This window comes from uncultured Roseibium sp. (assembly GCF_947496995.1).
Classification (GTDB): Bacteria; Pseudomonadota; Alphaproteobacteria; order Rhizobiales; family Stappiaceae; genus Roseibium.
In genome coordinates this window covers 1167294-1186252 of the sequence record NZ_CANMFD010000001.1, presented here as the reverse complement: position 1 = coordinate 1186252, position 18959 = coordinate 1167294, and the positions used below count along the sequence as shown (strand labels likewise).

The 18959-nt window shown below is 60.4% G+C and carries 18 protein-coding genes; 3 read left to right on the top strand and 15 right to left on the bottom strand.

Going from position 1 to position 18959, the window contains the following annotated elements; translation table 11 throughout:
• Positions 1-46: 46 nt before the first annotated feature.
• The 12 genes from Q1B40_RS05345 to coxB form a co-directional block, all read right to left on the bottom strand.
• Complete coding sequence (locus tag Q1B40_RS05345; RefSeq protein WP_299811081.1) at positions 47-880, bottom strand: ChaN family lipoprotein; 834 nt, start codon at positions 878-880, stop codon at positions 47-49.
• The gene (locus Q1B40_RS05340) at positions 877-1560 is read right to left on the bottom strand and encodes a ChuX/HutX family heme-like substrate-binding protein (protein ID WP_299811078.1); all 684 of its coding nucleotides are present in this window, start codon (positions 1558-1560) and stop codon (positions 877-879) included. Before Q1B40_RS05340 ends, Q1B40_RS05345 begins: the two co-directional genes overlap by 4 nt.
• The gene (locus Q1B40_RS05335) at positions 1557-3329 is read right to left on the bottom strand and encodes an ABC transporter ATP-binding protein/permease (RefSeq protein ID WP_299811075.1); all 1773 of its coding nucleotides are present in this window, start codon (positions 3327-3329) and stop codon (positions 1557-1559) included. The genes Q1B40_RS05340 and Q1B40_RS05335 overlap by 4 nt, the downstream gene beginning before the upstream one ends.
• 4 nt (positions 3330-3333) lie before the next feature.
• The gene (locus Q1B40_RS05330; RefSeq protein ID WP_299811072.1) at positions 3334-5640 is read right to left on the bottom strand and encodes a TonB-dependent hemoglobin/transferrin/lactoferrin family receptor; all 2307 of its coding nucleotides are present in this window, start codon (positions 5638-5640) and stop codon (positions 3334-3336) included.
• A gap of 296 nt (positions 5641-5936) precedes the next feature.
• A complete protein-coding gene (locus tag Q1B40_RS05325) occupies positions 5937-6692 on the bottom strand; it encodes an SURF1 family protein (protein WP_299811069.1) in 756 nt (251 codons plus the stop codon).
• A gap of 41 nt (positions 6693-6733) precedes the next feature.
• Positions 6734-7123 carry a DUF983 domain-containing protein gene (locus tag Q1B40_RS05320; RefSeq protein WP_299811065.1) on the bottom strand — a complete coding sequence of 130 codons (390 nt, stop codon included), beginning with the start codon at positions 7121-7123 and terminating at the stop codon, positions 6734-6736.
• Between the two features lie 121 nt (positions 7124-7244).
• On the bottom strand, positions 7245-8117 hold the full coding sequence (locus tag Q1B40_RS05315; protein ID WP_299811062.1) for a cytochrome c oxidase subunit 3: 873 nt from the start codon (positions 8115-8117) through the stop codon (positions 7245-7247).
• A gap of 49 nt (positions 8118-8166) precedes the next feature.
• Positions 8167-8772, bottom strand: coding sequence for a cytochrome c oxidase assembly protein (locus Q1B40_RS05310; RefSeq protein ID WP_299811059.1), 606 nt, complete (start codon positions 8770-8772; stop codon positions 8167-8169).
• Between the two features lie 11 nt (positions 8773-8783).
• Positions 8784-8945 carry a hypothetical protein gene (locus Q1B40_RS05305; protein ID WP_299811056.1) on the bottom strand — a complete coding sequence of 54 codons (162 nt, stop codon included), beginning with the start codon at positions 8943-8945 and terminating at the stop codon, positions 8784-8786.
• Between the two features lie 4 nt (positions 8946-8949).
• Positions 8950-9885: a heme o synthase gene (locus Q1B40_RS05300; RefSeq protein WP_299811053.1), complete on the bottom strand. Its 936-nt coding sequence runs from the start codon at positions 9883-9885 to the stop codon at positions 8950-8952.
• A 153-nt stretch (positions 9886-10038) separates the two neighbouring features.
• On the bottom strand, positions 10039-11634 hold the full coding sequence (gene ctaD, locus Q1B40_RS05295) for a cytochrome c oxidase subunit I (protein ID WP_299811050.1): 1596 nt from the start codon (positions 11632-11634) through the stop codon (positions 10039-10041).
• Positions 11635-11710: 76 nt separating this feature from the next.
• The gene (gene coxB, locus Q1B40_RS05290; RefSeq protein WP_299812543.1) at positions 11711-12613 is read right to left on the bottom strand and encodes a cytochrome c oxidase subunit II; all 903 of its coding nucleotides are present in this window, start codon (positions 12611-12613) and stop codon (positions 11711-11713) included.
• A gap of 610 nt (positions 12614-13223) precedes the next feature.
• On the opposite strand from coxB, the gene Q1B40_RS05285 reads away from it, so the two are divergent.
• Complete coding sequence (locus Q1B40_RS05285; protein WP_299812541.1) at positions 13224-13715, top strand: invasion associated locus B family protein; 492 nt, start codon at positions 13224-13226, stop codon at positions 13713-13715.
• Between the two features lie 269 nt (positions 13716-13984).
• Here Q1B40_RS05285 and Q1B40_RS05280 read toward each other — a convergent pair whose 3' ends face one another.
• The 3 genes from Q1B40_RS05280 to tldD form a co-directional block, all read right to left on the bottom strand.
• Positions 13985-15772, bottom strand: coding sequence for a monovalent cation:proton antiporter-2 (CPA2) family protein (locus Q1B40_RS05280; RefSeq protein WP_299811047.1), 1788 nt, complete (start codon positions 15770-15772; stop codon positions 13985-13987).
• Between the two features lie 230 nt (positions 15773-16002).
• Positions 16003-16617 carry an HAD-IA family hydrolase gene (locus tag Q1B40_RS05275; RefSeq protein ID WP_299811045.1) on the bottom strand — a complete coding sequence of 205 codons (615 nt, stop codon included), beginning with the start codon at positions 16615-16617 and terminating at the stop codon, positions 16003-16005.
• Positions 16618-16635: 18 nt separating this feature from the next.
• On the bottom strand, positions 16636-18060 hold the full coding sequence (gene tldD / locus Q1B40_RS05270) for a metalloprotease TldD (RefSeq protein ID WP_299811043.1): 1425 nt from the start codon (positions 18058-18060) through the stop codon (positions 16636-16638).
• 316 nt (positions 18061-18376) lie between these two features.
• On the opposite strand from tldD, the gene Q1B40_RS05265 reads away from it, so the two are divergent.
• Together Q1B40_RS05265 and Q1B40_RS05260 are read left to right on the top strand one after the other, a co-directional pair.
• Complete coding sequence (locus tag Q1B40_RS05265; protein ID WP_299811041.1) at positions 18377-18604, top strand: hypothetical protein; 228 nt, start codon at positions 18377-18379, stop codon at positions 18602-18604.
• 132 nt (positions 18605-18736) lie between these two features.
• Positions 18737-18958, top strand: coding sequence for a DUF2093 domain-containing protein (locus tag Q1B40_RS05260; protein WP_299811039.1), 222 nt, complete (start codon positions 18737-18739; stop codon positions 18956-18958).
• Position 18959: the final 1 nt, after the last annotated feature.

Genomic DNA, 18959 nt, shown 5'->3' with positions numbered 1-18959 from the left:
TGAACTCCCCCTCGCCCCGGTCACCCCGACGGCGCGACGCAAAGCGTCATCGCGTTCCGGTTTCGGCCGCCTGGACATCCTCATCCGGATCCATGCAGAACACGGCGTCCGCCAGCCCTTCCCGGGGCGGCTCATGGCCGGTATGGGGCAACAAGACAAAAACGGAACCGACATTCAGGTCGGCGAGCTGAGCCGGAGTTCCATGGCCGAATTCCAGATGGCCCCGCCCGATGATCCCCGCCACAAGCGGCGGCTCCGGTGCATCTCTCAGAGCTGCGATGCGGCAGGCAAAGGCCCTGTCCCAGACCTGCTGCGTCCGGACGAAACGGTCCATGGCGGGATCGTCCGGCCCCTGTGCCTTGCGGTTCGGCGGGCCACCGCCGGTCAACTCGAACAGGTATCTGCGATAGGCGGGCGTTGCCGCCAGAGACGGCGTGACACCGTCGCGGTCTTCCTCGGCAATCGCGTCCCATCCAAGCTTTCCCACCTCGGTGACAAGAGCCCGCCGGCAGTTGAGGCCATGCATCGGGATGCGGAACTGCCTGCAGAAGCGGAACAGCGGCAGGTAGAGCTCGGGAGGAAAGCCCCAGACCGTTCCCCATTCCGCCTCGTTCAGGAAGGCGTCCTCCCGCTCGAAGTCGCCGGCCACCCATCGGGCAAGCACGGGATCTAGCCTTGTGGGAAACATCTCGTAGCCCACGGCTAGATCGGGACGCAGTGCCAGCAGCCCGGCCAGCACGTGGAGCTGCCAGCGGTGTTGGGCCGCCTTGTCATGCTGCTCGCCCAGCAGGACGACCGACGCCGTTGCTGCCTTCTTCAACACCGCCTGATGGGCAAGGGTTTCACCCGTGGCTGGATCGATCCAGCGGCCCGGGGTCATCGGTCTGTTCCGATCGACAGGGCGCTTCGGCCGCCGCCTTTCAGGGTGCCGTGGTGCCAGCCGTCTTCCTCTGACCAGCCGGACAGGCAACCTGCGGGCAGATGAAGGTGAAAATCCTTCAGCAGAATATTGAAGCAACCGCCCATCGGCTTCATGTCCTCGACTTTGCCTGTCCACCTCTGGGTGACGGCCTCGGTTTGGACTTGAACGGTGACGTCCGGGCTGCCGACAAGCTTTTCAAGAAACGGACGGGCCGGGTCCGTGTCCAGGTCCGAGTCGGCATCACCCGGGTTGTTGCGTGGCCGCATGGCGACAGCATCGCGGTCAAACCCGTCCAACGGCCCTGCGAAGGGCTCAAGGCCCTCCAGCCCGACGACGGAGAAAAGGATGTCGCCGTCCTTTCCGAGAAAATCCAGACGTGGATAGTGCTTGCCGCGCATCTGCGAAGACGTGTCGTATTCCACCGATGCGAGCTTTGAGGCATCGATTTCCATATCCTGGCACGCTCCCGAAAGACGAATGGTCTCGGCCTTTACGTCCACTGCTTCGACCTTTCCAAGCCGTTCGTGCAGCAGTCCGTCCGCACGTACGATCACCATCACCCGGTCCATGTCAGGCAAGCTTTTGAGAACGTCGGAGGGGGCGGCTTTCAGGAGATGGCGTTTGTCGGTGTCGCTCATACAGGATGTCCTGTTTCTGGAGAAAAGTCGGTGCGGGCTTCGGATGTCCGGTCCCGCAGGTCAGGCTCCCGGGATCCGTGTCCGAGGGAAAGAACCTTGAAGGTGCCGAGGGCATCCGGCGGGCGGTGGGCCGCGCATATGATGATCGCCTTCGGGCATTCCCTGCGCAGCAGGGTCAGCACCTCTGCCTCGCTGCTGCCGTCAAGGGCGCTGGTCGCTTCGTCCAGAATGAGAACATCCGGACGTGCGAACAGGATCCGCGCAAGAGCGAGCCGCTGCCGCTCGCCGATGGACAGGCCCGCGAAGCTCTCTTCACTCGGTTTCTTGAGCGCTTCCAGCCGGTGCGCGAGACCGACTTTCACAAGGGCTTGCTCTATCAGCGTAATGTCAAAGTCATCCGGAGCGTCCGGGTAGGTCAGCGACTGAGCGAGACCTTCCGGGAACACACGCGGAACCTGCGGCAAGGCGAGAAGCTTTCCTTCAGGAACCCGAATGTCACCCTTGCCGTAAGGCCACACACCGGACAGGGCGGTGAGCAGCGTGCTCTTGCCGATACCGGACCGGCCCTTCACCCAGACGGTCTCGCCCTGTTTCATTTCCAGATCCGGAACCGGGTCGAGAGGATCGCCTTGCGGTGTGGTGAGCGTCAGGCCTGAAATTCGCAGCCGTGCGTCGTCGGAGGCGGTCCGTTTGATGGCACGGGGTGCTTGCGGCGCCGGGAAGGGATCACGGGTCGCTTTCAGCAGCAGATCCAGCCGCTCCGCCACCGCAGCAAACTCCGCCAGATCGCGATAGGAAAATATGAACCAGCTCAGGGTCGTGGAGACCCGGGAGAAGGCTCCGGCGAGCTGCATCAGCCCCCCCAGCGTCAGATTGCCCGCGAAGAAGGCCGGCAATGCCAGGAAGGTCGGGATACGCAGGACGGTCTGCATGTAGGGGCGAACGAACAGGCCGAGGAGCAGCTCCGCATTGATCAGGCGAAACCAGTTGCCGCGGATCGCGTCGAAGCGTGTCTCGAGCCGACGGCGCTCTGCCTTCTCGCCGGACGCCTGAGCGATCTCGTCGGCGCCTTCGCGCACCTGTATCAACGCATGCCTGAAATTTGCTTCCCAGCGTTCCTGCGCGAACACCAGACCCTTGATCGGCCTGCCCAGCCTGTCGGTTATGACGCTCGACAGAGCAACGTAAACGAACGCGGCCCAGACCATGTAGCGGTGAATGACGATGTCCTGCCCCAGAAGGCTGAACTCCAGAGGAAAGGAGGACAGGGACCACAACACGGCCACATAGGAGACCAGCGCGACAATGTTGGAAGTGAGGTCAAGCGTTTCAATGAGCAATCGGTTGACGAACTGACGGCAGTCTTCCGCAATTCTCTGATCCGGATTGTCCACGGGACGGCTGGTGAAACCGGGCCGCAAATGCCAGTAGCTCTTGTTGGCCAGCCAGGCATTCTGGACATTCTCGGTCAGCCGCTGGCGCAGAAACAGGAACAGGCGCTTGCGCAGCCAGTCACCGGCAAGGTGAAAACCTGCGGATGCACCGATGAGAACCGCGAAATTGCCTATCTCGACCAGCGCCAGAGACGCATCCCGGTTTTCCAGGGCGTCGAAGAAGCTCTTGCTCCAGGCAATGAGCTTCACGGAAACCCAGACTTCAGCGAACTGAAATCCGAGAACGACGGCATAAAGCAGAAAGGCGTACCAGGACCCGGGCCCCGACACGGCGATCCGTGTCAGGGTGTAGATCCTTTTCAGGATCGTGCGCATCCGGTCAGAACTTGATGTTCAGCGAGGCGGTGAACGTCCGGCCCGGACCGGTCTGAAGCTCCAGCGGGTTCTGCCGGGCGACCGACGTTGAGGGAGACAGCGTCCTGTCTGCAGCCCCGGCTTCGAAATAGCGGCTGTCGAAGACGTTCCGGACCCCGACATCCAGGCTGGCGAGCCTGGCGAACTGCCAGCTTCCGAACACATCAAGCAGGGCATAGCCACCGGGCTTGAAGCCATCGTCCCTGCCGGACACTTCCGTAACCGGCGCGGCAAGCGTCGTGACCGCTGACAGGCTGAGATTGTAGTCCGGTATCAGGTAATCGAGACCGAGAACCGCTGTCAGAGGCGGCAATGTGTGCGGAGTGGTGTCTGCGTCTTCATTAGCTTTCTGCACGCCGCGCTGCCAGGCCAGACTGCCGTTCAGTCTGAGGTTGTCGTTGAGCTCGTAGGCCCCTTCGACCTCGATACCCCAAACTTCAACGGAAGACAGGTTCCGGTAAGTGTAATCGTTGGTTCCCGGCACATTGTAGAAGTTCTGAATGAAGTCGGTGTAGTCGGAATAGAACCCGGTAACAGCAATGTGCCCCTTGTCGATCCGCGCGCGGATCCCCGCTTCATAGCTCTTGACTTCCTCCGGCTTCAGGTCGGGTGCCGGGATCAGATCGAAGAAGGCACTGGGGCGCGACGTATAGAGCTGTTGGGCTGTCGGCATCTTGAAGCCTTCGCCGTATTTGCCCCAGACCGACCAGGTGTTGTTGACGTGATAGAGCGCGGACAGGCTCTTGACCAGCGCAACATCTTCACGGGTCTTCGGTTCGAAGCCGTCCACAAGCTGGTAGTCATCATTGGGTCGCGGTTTGATGCGGTAGCTTGCAAGGCGAACGCCTGGCGTGATTTCAAGGTTGTTGTCGAACAGGCCGATCGTGTCCTGGATATAGATGTCGGCGCGGGTGGTGTCGGAATTCGCGAAGTTGAACCCACCGGCCCGTGTCTCCGTGGTCACGCCGGTCGCCAGGTCCGTGGTGCGGTCGGTGCGTGTGTAGTCGACCGTCGTGTAATCGCCGTCGAAGCCGAAGATCACATCGTGGCTGAAGCTTCCGGTGTCGAAGGCCTTGGATGCCTGGATGTCCAGTTCGAAGAAATTTTCCTTGTAGGTCAATTCGTCTTCAGTGAGATACGGGGTGCCGGTGGAAGTGACACCCCATTCGCTTCCCGTGCGGTCGTAGTTGTTCGGCGCATAGGCGACGACCGTCTTCAGTTCATCCAGAAGACCGGCTTCCGGGCTCCAGAGATGCTCGAATGCGAACCGGCCGCGGTCGAGATCGAGATCCCGGTCGTATCTGTGAATGTCGGCGCTCAGGTTCTGGGTGTAGTCGACGCCGGTGATGCGCTTCATGATATCGGCGGAAGCTTCCAGTCTGTGCTCCGTCGTCGGCTCCCAGACAACTTTCGCCAGGCCTCGATAGGCCTGTGTCGTCGTATCATCGAACTTGTTGCACTCAAGCTGGCCTGCGGAGAAGTCCCTGGGACAGCCGTAGATCCCGCCATCGGCGCGCGCATTGCTGAGCTCGGGCTCTTCATTGTATCCGCGCGACAGCGCAATCATCGCCGACAGCTGATCGGAAAAGCGGTAAGCGACGGCGCCGGAAGCCGTGGCCGCACTCGTGAAGCTGTCGTAACCGACACTCCCCTGTCCGCCATAGTTCCGGCCCAACAGCAGATCCTCCGGATCCAGTGTTTCCAGCGCGACCACCCCGCCCAGGGCGTCCGCCCCCCACAGGACGGATGCCGGGCCACGGATGACCTCGACCTGCTTGACGAAGTTGAAGTCCAGGTAATCGCGTGTCCCGTCCGTGATCCGCTCAGGGATCCGCGAACCGTCCGACAGGATCATGACCCGGTTGCCGCCGACACCGCGTATGTTGAACCCGCCGAAGGTGTTGAACGGATCGGTGGCCGTTGTCTGCCTGCTGACAGTCACGCCCGGGATGTAGCGCGTGAGTTCCTGCATGTCGGAAATGCCGTATTTTTCGATCTCCGCACCGTCGACAACCGTGACGCTGGCCGGGATATCGAGGGTCGAGACGCTCTTGCGGCCGGCAACAAGCGTAATCGTGTCGAGAAGCGTTCCCTGCACAGCCTCGTCGGGTGCATTGCCGGCATCCGTATCGTTGCCGCGCTCGGTCGCTTGCGGTTCGGTGGCAGGACTATCGTTTATTTGCTGCGCTTGCGTATCAGGAACAAGACACAACAAAGCGGAGCCGGCGACTGTCGCCAGCTTGAGGCTTTTCAGCCCCGAATTGTAAAACATGGGTGAGCTCCGTCGTGAGCTCGAAAGGTCTTTCGAACTCGAATCGGTTGAGGAAGGCTTGCTGTTCGGCTGGCGTTGGAAAAAGCGGCGGCTTGCGCTCACTTTGTAGGGCGAATGATTTAATATATGAGTTTATTAGTCAAGTATTAAAATCCGAATTCGCCAATGTTTTCAGCACAAAATGATTTGGGTGTTTGGGAGAAGGCTCACGCCTGACACGTTTCGTCTCGCGCGCAGGCACACTTCCGCTTTTCCAAAGACGGCAAAAGCGCAGGCAAACCTCGGCGAAACCGGAGTTAATCGGACTGGCGCTCGCGCGGCCAGATAACGCCGGCTGCATAAGTCAGGAAAACGCCGACAAGCGTCGCTGCGAGGCCGAACCAGGTGAGCGCGTATCCGAGGTGATCGTTCTTGAAGCGAACGATGGTTTCGCCCGCCTGTGGCAGGCCATCCTGCGGTGTGAAGCCCGCGTCGAGGTCAATGCTGTAGGGCGCCAGGACAGCCGGGTCGATACCGAGCACCTCACCCATGGCCTGGGTATCGCGGGCGAACCAGATGTTGTCGGACGGGTTCGTCTCCGGTGTTGTCCAGTTCGGTTTTTCGCTGAGACGCAACAGGCCGGTCAGCTCCATCTCGCCTTGCGGGGGAACGAGAGCCGGCTCACGGCGCGCGCTCTCAAGGTCCTGGGGCAGGAAACCGCGATTGACGAGGACAACCCATCCATCGTCGGTCTCGAATGGCGCGTATGCCATCACGCCGGGCCCGCCAAAAGGCCCGGCCGGGTCGCTCAAGGCGTTATAGTAGAAAACCGTTCCCGGCAGAAACGCGCCCGTCACGCTGACATGGCGGTAGTCGTCAGCCTCATTGAGACCCTGCCAGTTCGACGGACCCGGCGCAGCGACGGGAGATTTGGAAACGCCTTCTTCGACCTGCACGATCAGGCTCTCTTTCCAGGCCAGCCGGTCGAGCTGCCAGAAACCCAGCTTGAGAAGCACCAGCAGAGCCAGGGCCGCGGCCATGAAGGGAAGAAGAAGTTTTCGAATTGGCCCCATGACGGGATCTGCTTTCGTGCGTTGCGAGCGCGGTTTCGGGCTCAGGAGTCCCGGCCGTCATCGATGCGGCCTTCCTCGGCCTTGTGGCGGAACTGCATGGCGATCAGCAGGCCCTTCAGGGGCCGCAGCACGCCGCCGGCAAGAATGATGGTGAGCGGCAGCCACAAGATGAGGTGCACCCATATCGGCGGTTGAAAGCTGAGTTCGACGAACAGCACCAGGCCGACGACGATGAAACCGACAATCATGATGACGAAGACGGCCGGACCGTCGCCGCTGTCGGCGAAGGAATAGTCAAGGCCACAGGCCATGCAGGATTTTTTTACCGACAGGAAGCCGTCAAACAGCTTGCCTTGTCCGCAACGCGGGCATTTGCCGGAAAGGCCCGCGGACACCGGATTGACCGGAGGGAAATGCGCCTTGTCTTCCATAACCTGCCTCAAGAATTGTTGCGGAAACGAAAACGCCCGATCCGGCAGACGGATCGGGCGTTTTCAGGACCCTGGAAATACCGCCCAGGAGTATCCTGCGTCCAACTGAACGCTGAATGCTCTAGTGAGCGGCCGGAGTACCTGCGCCCCAGATGTAGATCGAGACGAACAGGAACAGCCAGACAACGTCAACGAAGTGCCAGTACCAGGCTGCCGCCTCGAAGCCGAAATGCTTTTCGACGGTGAACTGGCCCATCATCGCGCGGATCAGGCAGACCAGCAGGAAGATGGTTCCAACGACGACGTGGAAGCCGTGGAAACCGGTCGCCATGAAGAAGGTCGCGCCGTAGATGTTGCCGTCGAATGCGAAGGCCGCATGGGCATATTCGTAAACCTGGCAGATGGTGAAGAGCACACCGAGAATGACCGTCAGCGTCAGGCCCCACTTCAGTCCTTCGCGGTCGTCATGCAGCAGCGCGTGGTGCGCCCAGGTGACCGTGGTGCCGGAGCACAGCAGGATCAGCGTATTGAGCAGCGGCAGGTGCCAGGGATCGAAGGTCTCGATGCCTTCCGGCGGCCAGTGACCGCCCGTCGCTTCAACGCGGGCAAACTGGATCGCCTCGCCCGTGAACAGCGATGCATCGAAATAGGCCCAGAACCAGGCAACGAAGAACATCACTTCCGAGGCAATGAAGAGCAGCATGCCGTAGCGCAGATGCAGGGAAACCACCCGGGTGTGATGACCTTCGTGGGCTTCGCGAATGGTATCGCGCCACCAGCCGAACATCACGTAGAGAACAATCGCCAGGCCGACGGCAAACAGGCCCCAACCGGTCAGATCGATGCCGAAAAGCACGAATTCCGATCCATTGCCGTATTTCATGAAGCCGATTGCCCCGAGCGCCATGATAAATGCGCCAATGGACGCAATGAATGGCCACGGGCTCGGATCCACCAGGTGGTAATCGTGGTTATTGGTATGTGCCTCAGCCATCGGCAAGCTCCCCAAACACAGTCATCTCAAGCGCAGCGCGCGCGATTGCTCACAAGTTCGTTTCAGCAGCGGGTTTGTCTGCCCGTGCCGCAACAGGACGTTCCGGTTGTTCTACCGGGAAGAAGGTGTAGGACAAAGTGATTTCCTTCACCGATTTCAGTTCCGGATCGTTGTCCATATCCGGGTCGACAAAAAAGACGACCGGCATTTCGACATGTTCGCCGGCTTCGAGCTTCTGCTCGGTAAAGCAGAAGCACTCCAGCTTGTTGAAATAGATTCCCGCCGTCGGCGGCGAGACATTGAAGGTCGAGGTTCCGAAGGTCGGGCCCGTCCCTGTATTCGTCGCCTCATAGGCAAGCTGGGCGGTCTCGCCCATCTTCAGCGTGACGGAGCGCTGCACCGGACGGAACTTCCAGGGCAGCGCGTGATTGACGTTGCCGTCGAAACGCACGGTGATCATCCGGTCGATGATCATGTCGCTTTCCGCGTCCGCGACCTGCGTCGTCCCGCCGAAACCCGTCACCCGGCAGAACAGATTGTAGAGCGGTACCGCTGCATAGGCGGCACCGACCATCATGGCGAACACACCCACACAGGCAATCGCGACCTTGCGATTGCTGCGGGAAAGGGTCTGTGTGCTCTCTCCTGTGCTCACGGTGTTTTCCTTCAAAGCGCCCGGTCCATGACACTCGGACCCAGCTTGACGATGGTAACCACATAGAAAAGGGCGACAAGCGCTCCAAGAGCCACCGCGATCGCAATCGACCTAGAGCGGCGCTTCTTTTTCTGCTCGTCCGTCAGCGTGATACCCTGTTCTTCTTCAGCCATCGGTTCAGACTCCCGCAACGAGGCTTTCACCCAGAAGCAGGGCGAAAAGCATGAACAGATAGAAGATCGAGTATTTGAAGAGGCGTACACAGGCCAGACGTGCCACGTCGCCGTCCCGCTTGCGCCAGACATCGGCGGCAAGGGCCACGAAGGCCAGTCCGAGCAGCACCGCAGCCACGCCGTAGACCGGACCGGCGAAACCAAGCAGATAGGGCGCAACGCCGATCGGAGCCAGCAGCAGGGAATAGACCAGAATATGGTGCCGCGTGCTGGTTTCTCCCGCGACCACGGGCAGCATCGGAACGCCTGCTGCGCGATAATCCACGCTCTTGAACAGCGCCAGCGCCCAGAAATGCGGCGGTGTCCACATGAAGATGATCAGGAAAAGGACGAAGCTTTCCAGGCTGACCGATCCGGTGACCGATGCCCAGCCAACCATGGGCGGAAAGGCGCCGGCAGCACCGCCGATGACGATGTTCTGCGGCGTCGAGCGCTTCAGCCACATGGTGTAGACGATCACGTAGAAGAAGATCGTGAAGGCCAGAAACGCGCCCGCGAACCAGTTGACCAGCAGACCGAGGGTGACCACGGAGCCGATCGACAGGGTAATCCCGAAGGCCAGCGCCTCGTCACCCGTGACTTTTCCGGTCGGGATGGGCCGGTTGCGGGTACGCGACATGATCCGGTCGATGTCGGCGTCGTACCACATGTTCAGCGCGCCGGACGCCCCTGCCCCGATGGCAATGCACAGGATCGCGACCGCGCCGAGCACCGGATGCACGGAACCGGGCGCAAGCATCAGGCCGACGAAGGCGGTAAAGATCACCAGCGACATGACACGCGGCTTCAGCAGCGCCACATAGTCGCCTACTGACCCCATACCACCGTCCCAGACGGAGCTGTCCTGGCTGATCGTATCCTGGCGCTCTACGAGCGACATGGGCGTGTCCTTTGATTTCTTGTTTCAGCTTGCGCGTTGAAAGGAGCGCAATGGGCGGCACAGCGCCCGGGCAGTCTTTTTTACGGCATACACCGCGCCGGGGTCCGGCGCGGTGTGGATTTCAACCCGGAGGACCGATCCTCCGGCCGCAGATCACTTGATGCGCGGCAGGGTTTCGAACTGGTGGAACGGCGGCGGTGAAGACAGCGTCCATTCCAGTGTCGTCGCACCTTCACCCCACGGATTGTTGCCGACGGCACGTTTCTTGGCGAAAGCCTCGACGATACCGAAGAGGAACACCAGAACCGCGAAGGCGGAAATGTAGGATCCGATGGAAGACACGAAGTTCCAGCCGGCCAGAGCGTCCGGGTAGTCGACATAGCGACGCGGCATGCCGTTGAGACCCAGGAAGTGCTGCGGGAAGAACACCAGGTTCACACCGATGAAGGTGATCCAGAAATGAGCCTTGCCGATCGTCTCGTTGTACATGTAGCCGAACATTTTCGGGAACCAGTAGTACCAGGCCGCGAAGATCGCGAAGACGGCACCCAGAGACAGCACGTAGTGGAAGTGAGCAACCACATAGTAGGTGTCGTGGTAGGCCCGGTCGAGACCCGCGTTGGCGAGCTGCACACCGGTCACACCGCCAACGGTGAACAGGAAGATAAAGCCGACTGCCCAGACCATCGGCGTCTTGAACTCGATGGAACCGCCCCACATTGTGGCAATCCAGGAGAAGATCTTCACCCCGGTCGGAACCGCGATCACCATGGTGGCCGCCACGAAGTAGGCCTGCGTGTCAGCCGACATGCCGACGGTGTACATGTGGTGAGCCCACACGATGAAGCCGACGACGCCGATGGCAACCATGGCATAGGCCATTCCCAGGTAACCGAAGATCGGCTTGCGGGCGAAGGTGGAAATGATGTGGCTGATGATGCCGAAGCCCGGCAGGATCAGGATGTACACTTCCGGATGGCCGAAGAACCAGAACAGGTGCTGGAACAGGATCGGATCGCCGCCACCTGCCGGATTGAAGAAGGTGGTTCCGAAGTTACGGTCGGTCAGCAGCATGGTGATGGCGCCTGCAAGAACCGGCAGGGCCAGCAGCAGCAGGAACGCGGTGATCAGCACGGACCAGGCGAACAGCGGCATCTTGTGCATGGTCATGCCCGGGGCACGCATGTTGAAGATGGTCGTGATGAAGTTGATCGCACCCAGGATGGACGACGCCCCTGCAATATGCAGCGACAGGATCGCCAGATCCATGGCCGGGCCAGGCTGGCCGGAAGTCGAAAGCGGCGGATAGATGGTCCAGCCACCGCCCACGCCGTTGGCGCCCGGAGGCCCCTCGACAAAGAGCGAGAGGAGCAGAAGCAGGAACGCCGGCGGAAGAAGCCAGAAGGAGATGTTGTTCATCCGCGGGAATGCCATGTCCGGCGCACCGATCATGATCGGCACGAAGTAGTTGGCGTATCCCCCGATCATCGCAGGCATGACCATGAAGAAGATCATGATCAGACCGTGCGCGGTCGTGAAGACGTTGAACATATGCGGATTGGAGAAGATCTGCATCCCCGGTTCCTGCAGTTCAAGTCGCATGCCGACGCTCAGTGCGCCGCCGATGATCCCTGCAACAATCGCGAAGATGAGATACATCAAGCCGATGTCTTTGTGGTTCGTCGAATAGACGTACCGGCGCCATCCTGTCGGATGACCATGTGCAACATGCGCTTCGGTCGCAGCCATTTTCGGCTCCCTCTCTAGTCGTTCTCAGCGGCGCTGCGTGTCATCGCGCGCATCGCCCAAAAGGTTCGTCGCCACGTTACTTCGCGGCGACGGAAATTTCTTCCAGCGTGCCATTCACAGCGAGTTTCTTGTCCGCTGCAATCGATGCCAGAAGCTGTTCGTTGGCAGTGTCCAGATCGTCCTGGGCAGCTGCAGCCCAGGCCTCGAACTGACCCGAGTTCACAACGCGGATGGCGATCGGCATGAAGGCATGATCCTTACCGCACAGTTCAGAACACTGGCCGTAATAGACACCTTCCTCGCGGGCATGGAACCAGGTTTCATTCAACCGGCCCGGGATCGCGTCGACCTTGACGCCGAAGGACGGCATCGCGAAGGAATGGATCACATCTTCGGACGTCACCTGCATCCTCACGGTGGTGTCCACCGGAATGACAAGATCGTAGTCGACGGCCAGAAGGCGCGGCACTTCTGCCAGGGAGACGCCACGCGCTTCGGCGACAGCCTGGCGCTCGTCGTTCTGGATCATCAGCGAGTCGAAGGAGAGCTCGCCCATCCCTTCGTCGGTGTATTCATATCCCCAGTACCACTGATAGCCGGTGGCCTTGATGGTCATGTCGTATTCCGGAATGTCCAGCTGCTTGTAGAGCAAGCGGAACGACGGGATCGCGATCACGACCAGGATCAGGATGGGAGCAATCGTCCACACCACCTCGATCATCGTGTTGTGCGAAGTGCGGGACGGCACCGGATTCGATTTCACACCGAAGCGGAAAATGCAGATCAACAGCAACACCAGCACCATCACGGTGACGATCGTGATGATGATCAGGGTGAAATGGTTGAACCAGGTGATGTCGTCCATCACACCCGTGACGGATTTCTGAAACCCGAGCTGCCATTCTTTCATGCCGGATTCAGCTGCCAGGGCCGCTGTAGACACTCCAGCAATTGTCGCTGCCAATCCGGCAATAGTCATGAGACGCTTGAAGACTGCCTTCACGTCCACGCTCCCTTCCCTCAGCCGCATGAAATGCGGCACATACGTTAAGCACCGGTTTCTGGTCCCGGCCCAATCCAGTGCGGAGTAACGGGCTTAGCAAAGCTTCGCAAGCCAATTTTGCCGCGTCCTTACCTCGGACAGGATAATCAGATTGCCGGAACTATAACCACAAACTGGTATCAAGGGCGATGGCTACAATTGGCCAGAGCGGCGATCTGCCGCATCATCCCACCGACACCTGTATGCCGCACAAAAACCACAAGATACGCCGGGCTGCAACGGAATTTCCCACTTTTCACAGTGGCTAAACACCCCTCCCCGATTGAGCGTTATCAAGGACAGGCGGATTTTCGACAAAAAAACCGCCTATTCATGAGCTACCCGATCCGGTGAGACTGGAATCACGCGCCGTCATGCGGCAATGTCTGGCCGGGATAACACCATGATTCGCGAAACCGGACGCTTTTTTCTGCGAACCGCTCTCAACGGATCGGACACTGATTGACTGGAGGATTTCTTGTCAGCGCATTTGCCTAAGTCCAACTCCGCTCGCCCGGCCGGGCGCTCCAGATCGATTTTGTTCAGAATCACTGCAGCGGCGGGAATCGTTCTTGCCTCCCTCGCTCAAGGCGCACTTCCCGCCCTGGCCCAGGGAGAGGTGCGCTCCGCGCATGGAGACTGGCAAATGCGCTGCGATACACCTCCGGGCGCCACCAGCGAACAATGCGCGCTTATCCAGAACGTCACGGCAGCGGACCGGGAAAATGTCGGCCTGTCGGTGATCATTCTCAAAACCGCCGACAAGCAGGCGCGCATCCTCAGGGTGCTGGCGCCGCTCGGTGTCCTTCTGCCGTCGGGTCTTGGCTTGCGTGTCGACAACGCGGATATCGGACGCGCCGGTTTCGTCCGCTGCCTGCCGAACGGCTGCATCGCGGAAGTGATCCTCGAGGAAGATCTGCTCTCGAAACTGCAGACCGGGTCACAGGCGACCTTCATCATCTTCCAGACCCCTGAAGAAGGCATCGGCATTCCGATTTCACTGAACGGGTTTTCCGCGGGTTTCACTGCCCTTCCCTGACGGCCGGGCCACTCCCGCGAAGAGTAAAATCGCAAAGAACCAAAGGCCCAGCATCTGTGCCTTTGGCTTCTGACGACCTTTCTGTTCGTCATCCCGGACGCAGCATGGCGAAGATCCGGGATCGGTGAGCCGAAGGTTGCCCTTAGAGAAAATCATTTTTACTAAAAACTTGCGGCTCTCCGGTCCCAGCTCGCGCTTCGCTTGGCCGGGATGACTGTGGTGACACTATGGCTTTGTCATCAGGGTCAGGCGCCGCATCGGCGCCTTTGTCATTCTGCGGGGACGTCCTGCTCGTCCTTGGCGGACTTGCGCGGGGTCACCTGGTGAAGACGGTCGGCGCCGGCATAGATGCCGTCGGACAGCTGCATCGCCAGACGTTCATCGTCGCGGTAGCGCACGTCTTCCTCGATCTGATCGATCCGGTCCAGCGGGGTTCCGAGCGCTTCCAATGCCGCACGGCCGAATACGACGCTCGACTCGAAGGTCTCGCGAATCTGGAAATCCACGCCGCGCCGGGTGAGATCCAGCACATGCGCCCGGTCCGTTGCCCGGCAGAAGATCAGGGCGTCGGGGAAACCTTCGCGGACAAGATCGATGGCCTTGGCCATTACCTTGTCGTTCTCGATACACATGGCAACGAGTGCCGCCTTGCCCGCGCCCGCAGCCGCAAGAACATCGGCGCGGGTGGCATCGCCGTAATAGACCTTGTAGCCCTGCTTGCGGGCGTAGGCGATGCGGTCCGGCCGGTTGTCGATGGCGGTGATTTCAAGCCCCTCCGATGTCAGGATCTGCGCGACAACCATGCCGAAACGGCCGAAGCCGATGACCAGAACAGCCGGCGTCGCCTCCTCGAAGGTCTCGATCGAGGGATTTTCAACGCCCCTGGCCTTCACCCTGGCGGCAAGACGGTCGAGAGCGAGACAGGCAAGGGGTGTCAACAACATCGTCAGGATGACAATCGCGGTCAGGAGATTCGCCGTCTGATAGTCCAGCAGCCGGTTGCTGACGGCCGCGGTGAACAGCACGAAGGCGAATTCCCCGCCCTGCGGCAGGGTCACCGCGATGCGTAAGGCATCGGAATTCGGCGATCCGGTGGCGCGGGAAAGACTCCAGAGGAAAACTCCCTTGACCAGCATGACGACGACGACGCCGACGGCAACGAACTCCCAGTTCGCGGCAACAAGGGTGACATCCAGCGACATGCCGACCGCGACGAAGAAAAGTCCCATGAGCAGGGAACGGAAGGGTTCGATATCGGCTTCAAGCGTATGGCGGAAGCTGGATTCGGCCAGCAGGACACCGGCCAGGAACGCTCCAAGCGCCATGGACAGTCCCACGGCGTGAACAATGCCCGCGCTGCCCAGCGCAACCAGAAGCGCGGCGGAAAGCATGACCTCCCTGGCGCGGGTTGCCGCCAGTAGATGGAAAATGGGGGAAACCAGATAACGCCCGGCAAGAACCACTGCTGCAACGGCGGCAGAGACGGTGAAGACCTCCCGGCCGATATCGGCAAAGGTGGCCGGTCCTTCCCCCGCAGCCAGAATGGCAACCATCGCCAGAAGCGGAACTATGGCGATGTCCTGAAGCAACAGGATACCGAAAGCCCGCTGACCGTATGCGGAAGACAATTGCCCACGCTCCTGAAGGATCTGCAAGGCAAAGGCGGTGGAGGACAGGGCGAGACCGAACCCTGCGACAAGCGCGGTCGAAAACGGATATCCGGCATACCGGCCGACGGCGAAGAGCGTCAGTCCGGTCAGCAGGACCTGCGCCGTTCCGAGGCCGAAAATATCCCGTTTCATCCGCCAGAGCTTTTGCGGATCCAGCTCGAGGCCTATCACGAAGAGAAGCAGGACAACGCCAAGTTCAGCGACGTGAAGCACGTCTTCGCCCGATCCCAGGAGCTGTAGCCCGTGCGGCCCGATCATCGCGCCGGCGGCCAGGTAACCGACCACCGATCCGAGCCCGAGGCGTTTCGCAATTGGAACAGCCACAACAGTCGCCGCCAGAAACACTATCGATTCAGCGAAAAACGGAGGCGCACCTTCTAAGGCCATTCTCTCTCCCCGGATCAGCTTTTTGCATGTCGATCGCTTGCATGCAGGAAGTTGATCGACTTCGAAATTTCAAGGAAGTGTCGCCGTTTTCCACTTGGGATGGACCCGGCGCATCTTTCCCTCGCAAAGGATACGCGCTTCGATGTTAATAAATCCAGCTTGGCAGTCAGGAATGCGTCTTCATGTCCTTGGGAGCTGCCCTTAGGTCAAAGAATGCCAGATCCGACGTGTCAGGCCAGTCCAACCCGGTGCAGGAAGGCCTTCAGGCCCTCGGCGGTGGAAAAGACATGGCCCTGAAGCCCTGCCAGCTCGGCTCCGGCCACATTGTCGGGCCTGTCATCCACGAAGACGCTTTCCTCCGGTTTACGGCAGTATCTTTCGCAGATCCGCAAGTAGACAAGCGGATCGGGCTTTCGGCACCGGAACTCTGCGGAGACATGCGCCTTGTCCCCGAAAATTGCGACCGCTTCGGGTGCACAGACCGGCAGTGCCGCCTTGAGCATCATGCCGTTGTTGGTCAGCAGCGCGACATCGGCGCTCTTCCTGATGTCGCGGACCAGATCCAGAACATCCGAGCGCGGGCGCATCATCTTTCGCCGGATGTCCACCCAGGTGTCGAAATCGATGGGGTAATCCAGCAGTCTGGCGAACTGGGCGAGATAGCCTTCCGCCGTATCCGGATTTCCGGCTTCCGCAGCATTCTCGTGCGGCCCGCCCCAGACCGCGGCATCGATGTCGGCCGCGGCTCTGCCGGTCAGTTGTTCCAGCAGAGCGAGCCGCGTCCGGTGGTCATAATCGTAGAGGACCTGATCCATGTCGAATATCGCGAATTTGATGTCCGCCATGATCCCCGTCCGCCTTCGTCAGACCGCCGTTCCTCCGACTGTCAGCCCGTTGATGCGCATGGACGGCTGGCCGACACCAACCGGCACACCCTGCCCCTGCTTGCCGCAGGTACCCATACCGGGGTCAAGCTCCATGTCGTTGCCGATCATGGTCACCCGTGTCAGGGCATCGGGACCGTTGCCGATCAGCATCGCTCCCTTGACCGGAGCTCCGACCTTGCCGTTTTCGACCCTGTAGGCCTCGGTGCAGGAAAACACGAACTTGCCCGAGGTGATGTCGACCTGTCCGCCGCCGAAAGAAACCGCGTAGATACCGTCCTTGACGGACCTCAGGATTTCCTCGGGGTCCTTGTCGCCTGCCATCATGACCGTGTTGGTCATGCGCGGCATAGGAATATGCGCGTAGGACTGGCGGCGGCCGTTTCCGGTCGGCTCCATGCCCATCAGGCGTGCGTTCTGGCGGTCCTGCATATAACCCTTGAGGATACCGTCCTCGATCAGCATGGTCCGGCTTGCCGGTGTTCCCTCGTCGTCGACGGTCAGGGAGCCGCGCCGGTCCGGGATGGTGCCGTCATCGACGATGGTGACACCCGGCGACGCGACGCGCTGGCCCATCAGACCTGCGAAGGCTGAGGTCTTCTTGCGGTTGAAATCGCCTTCCAGGCCGTGCCCCACCGCCTCGTGCAGCAGTATGCCGGGCCAGCCGGGGCCGAGAACGACATCGAAGGTGCCGGCAGGCGCCGGAACGGCTTCCAGGTTGACCAGCGCCTGACGCAGCGCCTCATCAACGCCGCCCTGCCAGTTCTCCGTGGTGATGAAGCGGCCAAAGCCTTCGCGGCCGCCGCAGCCGAAGGAACCGCTCTCCTGGCGCTCGTCATTGCCTGCAACAACCGAAATGCTGAGACGGACCATCGGACGGACATCGCGCACCAGATGGCCGTCGGCGCGCAGGATCTCGACCACCTGCCAGGAACCGGCCAGCGAAGCGGAAACCTGACGCACCCGCGGGTCCTTTGCCCGTGCATAGGCGTCGATTTCCTGCAGCAGCTTGACCTTTTCCTCAAAGCTCGGTCCGCCAAGCGGATTGGCATCGGTATAAAGCGACTGATTTGTGCGGGACGGAGCTGCCGCATAGCTGCCCGAATATCCCTTCTTGACCGCACTGACGGCTTCGGCGGCCCGTTTCAGGGCCCCTTCGGAAATATCACCCGCATGGGCATATCCGGCCGCTTCGCCGGCCACGGACCGCAGGCCGAACCCCTGGGCCGTATCGTAATTGGCCCCCTTCAGGCGGCCGTTATCAAACACCAGCCCTTCGCTCTGCCGGTATTCGACAAAAAGCTCACCGTCATCGGCGCCGGAAAGAGCTTCGGCGGTAATCCGCTTCGCCGTTTCCAGGCCCAGGCCGGAACTCTCGATAAGATCGGTGGTGGAAATTGTCATGCGCGCGTCCTGTCTGCCTCCGGCTGGCCCTGGCGTGTTCGTGGGCCGGCATGCGAAAGCAGCCGCCCGAATTCACTCAGCCGCCATAACCGGAGTTGTTATCGCTGGTTTATCCCCAACATAGGGTTTCTGACGCAGAAATCATCCGAAAATCTCGGAATTCCACTTGCGAAAATTTAAACCTGAATATAAAACTCATATTAATGTTGCGATGCAAAATAAACGCGGCGCATTTCGTTCGCCGGTGAATTCGGCCTGCCGCAAACCATCCCGGAAGGCGCTCTGCCTGAAAGAGGATACAAAAGGGTGCAAGACCATGTCCGCGTCAGATGACCTTCCCCAGATGCTGTCCTTTCATGCTCTTGCCGCCGCGCGAGGCGACGGGCTGCATCCGCTGCTGGCAAAGGTTCTCGCCCGATCCGGGTCGGTCTCCGGTCCGCCGCCACCGTCCGAACAGAACGACGCGAATATCGTCCGGCCGCAGTTCGGATCCAGACTGACGGAACCTGCCGCTCCTTCCAAAAAAGACGCAAAGCCACGCTGATCCGGTTCCCGGAGACCGCTGACAAAAGACCTGCAAGGTCTCTCTGGAGCACGGTGAGTAACCGCACAGCTTGCCCTGAAACCTTGTTTCGGCTTAGAAGGTGCTGTCGTTAGACTGCCTGGAACCGATCAGATGATGAACCGTTACGAAAACCCGCGCATTCCGAGCGAAGCCCGCGTCCGGTATCTGGATGGCGACTACCAGGTGGAATCACCGGGCACCTTCGTGCGTTGCGCCGTGACAGGCACTGCAATTCCGCTTGATGAACTGAAATACTGGTCCGTCGAGCGTCAGGAAGCCTATGTCGATGCAAAGGCCTCCATGAAGCGGTACCTGGAAACCAAGTCCGCCTAGG

Excerpts from the sequence above, each read along its gene's own strand:
- Q1B40_RS05345 (WP_299811081.1), bottom strand. The coding sequence starts at position 880 with ATGACCCCGGGCCGCTGGATCGATCCAGCCACGGGTGAAACCCTTGCC.
- Q1B40_RS05340 (WP_299811078.1), bottom strand. The coding sequence starts at position 1,560 with ATGAGCGACACCGACAAACGCCATCTCCTGAAAGCCGCCCCCTCCGAC.
- Q1B40_RS05335 (WP_299811075.1), bottom strand. The coding sequence starts at position 3,329 with ATGCGCACGATCCTGAAAAGGATCTACACCCTGACACGGATCGCCGTG.
- Q1B40_RS05330 (WP_299811072.1), bottom strand. The coding sequence starts at position 5,640 with ATGTTTTACAATTCGGGGCTGAAAAGCCTCAAGCTGGCGACAGTCGCC.
- Q1B40_RS05325 (WP_299811069.1), bottom strand. The coding sequence starts at position 6,692 with ATGGGGCCAATTCGAAAACTTCTTCTTCCCTTCATGGCCGCGGCCCTG.
- Q1B40_RS05320 (WP_299811065.1), bottom strand. The coding sequence starts at position 7,123 with ATGGAAGACAAGGCGCATTTCCCTCCGGTCAATCCGGTGTCCGCGGGC.
- Q1B40_RS05315 (WP_299811062.1), bottom strand. The coding sequence starts at position 8,117 with ATGGCTGAGGCACATACCAATAACCACGATTACCACCTGGTGGATCCG.
- Q1B40_RS05305 (WP_299811056.1), bottom strand. The coding sequence starts at position 8,945 with ATGGCTGAAGAAGAACAGGGTATCACGCTGACGGACGAGCAGAAAAAG.
- Q1B40_RS05300 (WP_299811053.1), bottom strand. The coding sequence starts at position 9,885 with ATGTCGCTCGTAGAGCGCCAGGATACGATCAGCCAGGACAGCTCCGTC.
- ctaD (WP_299811050.1), bottom strand. The coding sequence starts at position 11,634 with ATGGCTGCGACCGAAGCGCATGTTGCACATGGTCATCCGACAGGATGG.
- coxB (WP_299812543.1), bottom strand. The coding sequence starts at position 12,613 with ATGACTATTGCCGGATTGGCAGCGACAATTGCTGGAGTGTCTACAGCG.
- Q1B40_RS05280 (WP_299811047.1), bottom strand. The coding sequence starts at position 15,772 with ATGGCCTTAGAAGGTGCGCCTCCGTTTTTCGCTGAATCGATAGTGTTT.
- Q1B40_RS05275 (WP_299811045.1), bottom strand. The coding sequence starts at position 16,617 with ATGGCGGACATCAAATTCGCGATATTCGACATGGATCAGGTCCTCTAC.
- tldD (WP_299811043.1), bottom strand. The coding sequence starts at position 18,060 with ATGACAATTTCCACCACCGATCTTATCGAGAGTTCCGGCCTGGGCCTG.
- Q1B40_RS05265 (WP_299811041.1), top strand. The coding sequence starts at position 18,377 with ATGTCCGCGTCAGATGACCTTCCCCAGATGCTGTCCTTTCATGCTCTT.
- Q1B40_RS05260 (WP_299811039.1), top strand. The coding sequence starts at position 18,737 with ATGATGAACCGTTACGAAAACCCGCGCATTCCGAGCGAAGCCCGCGTC.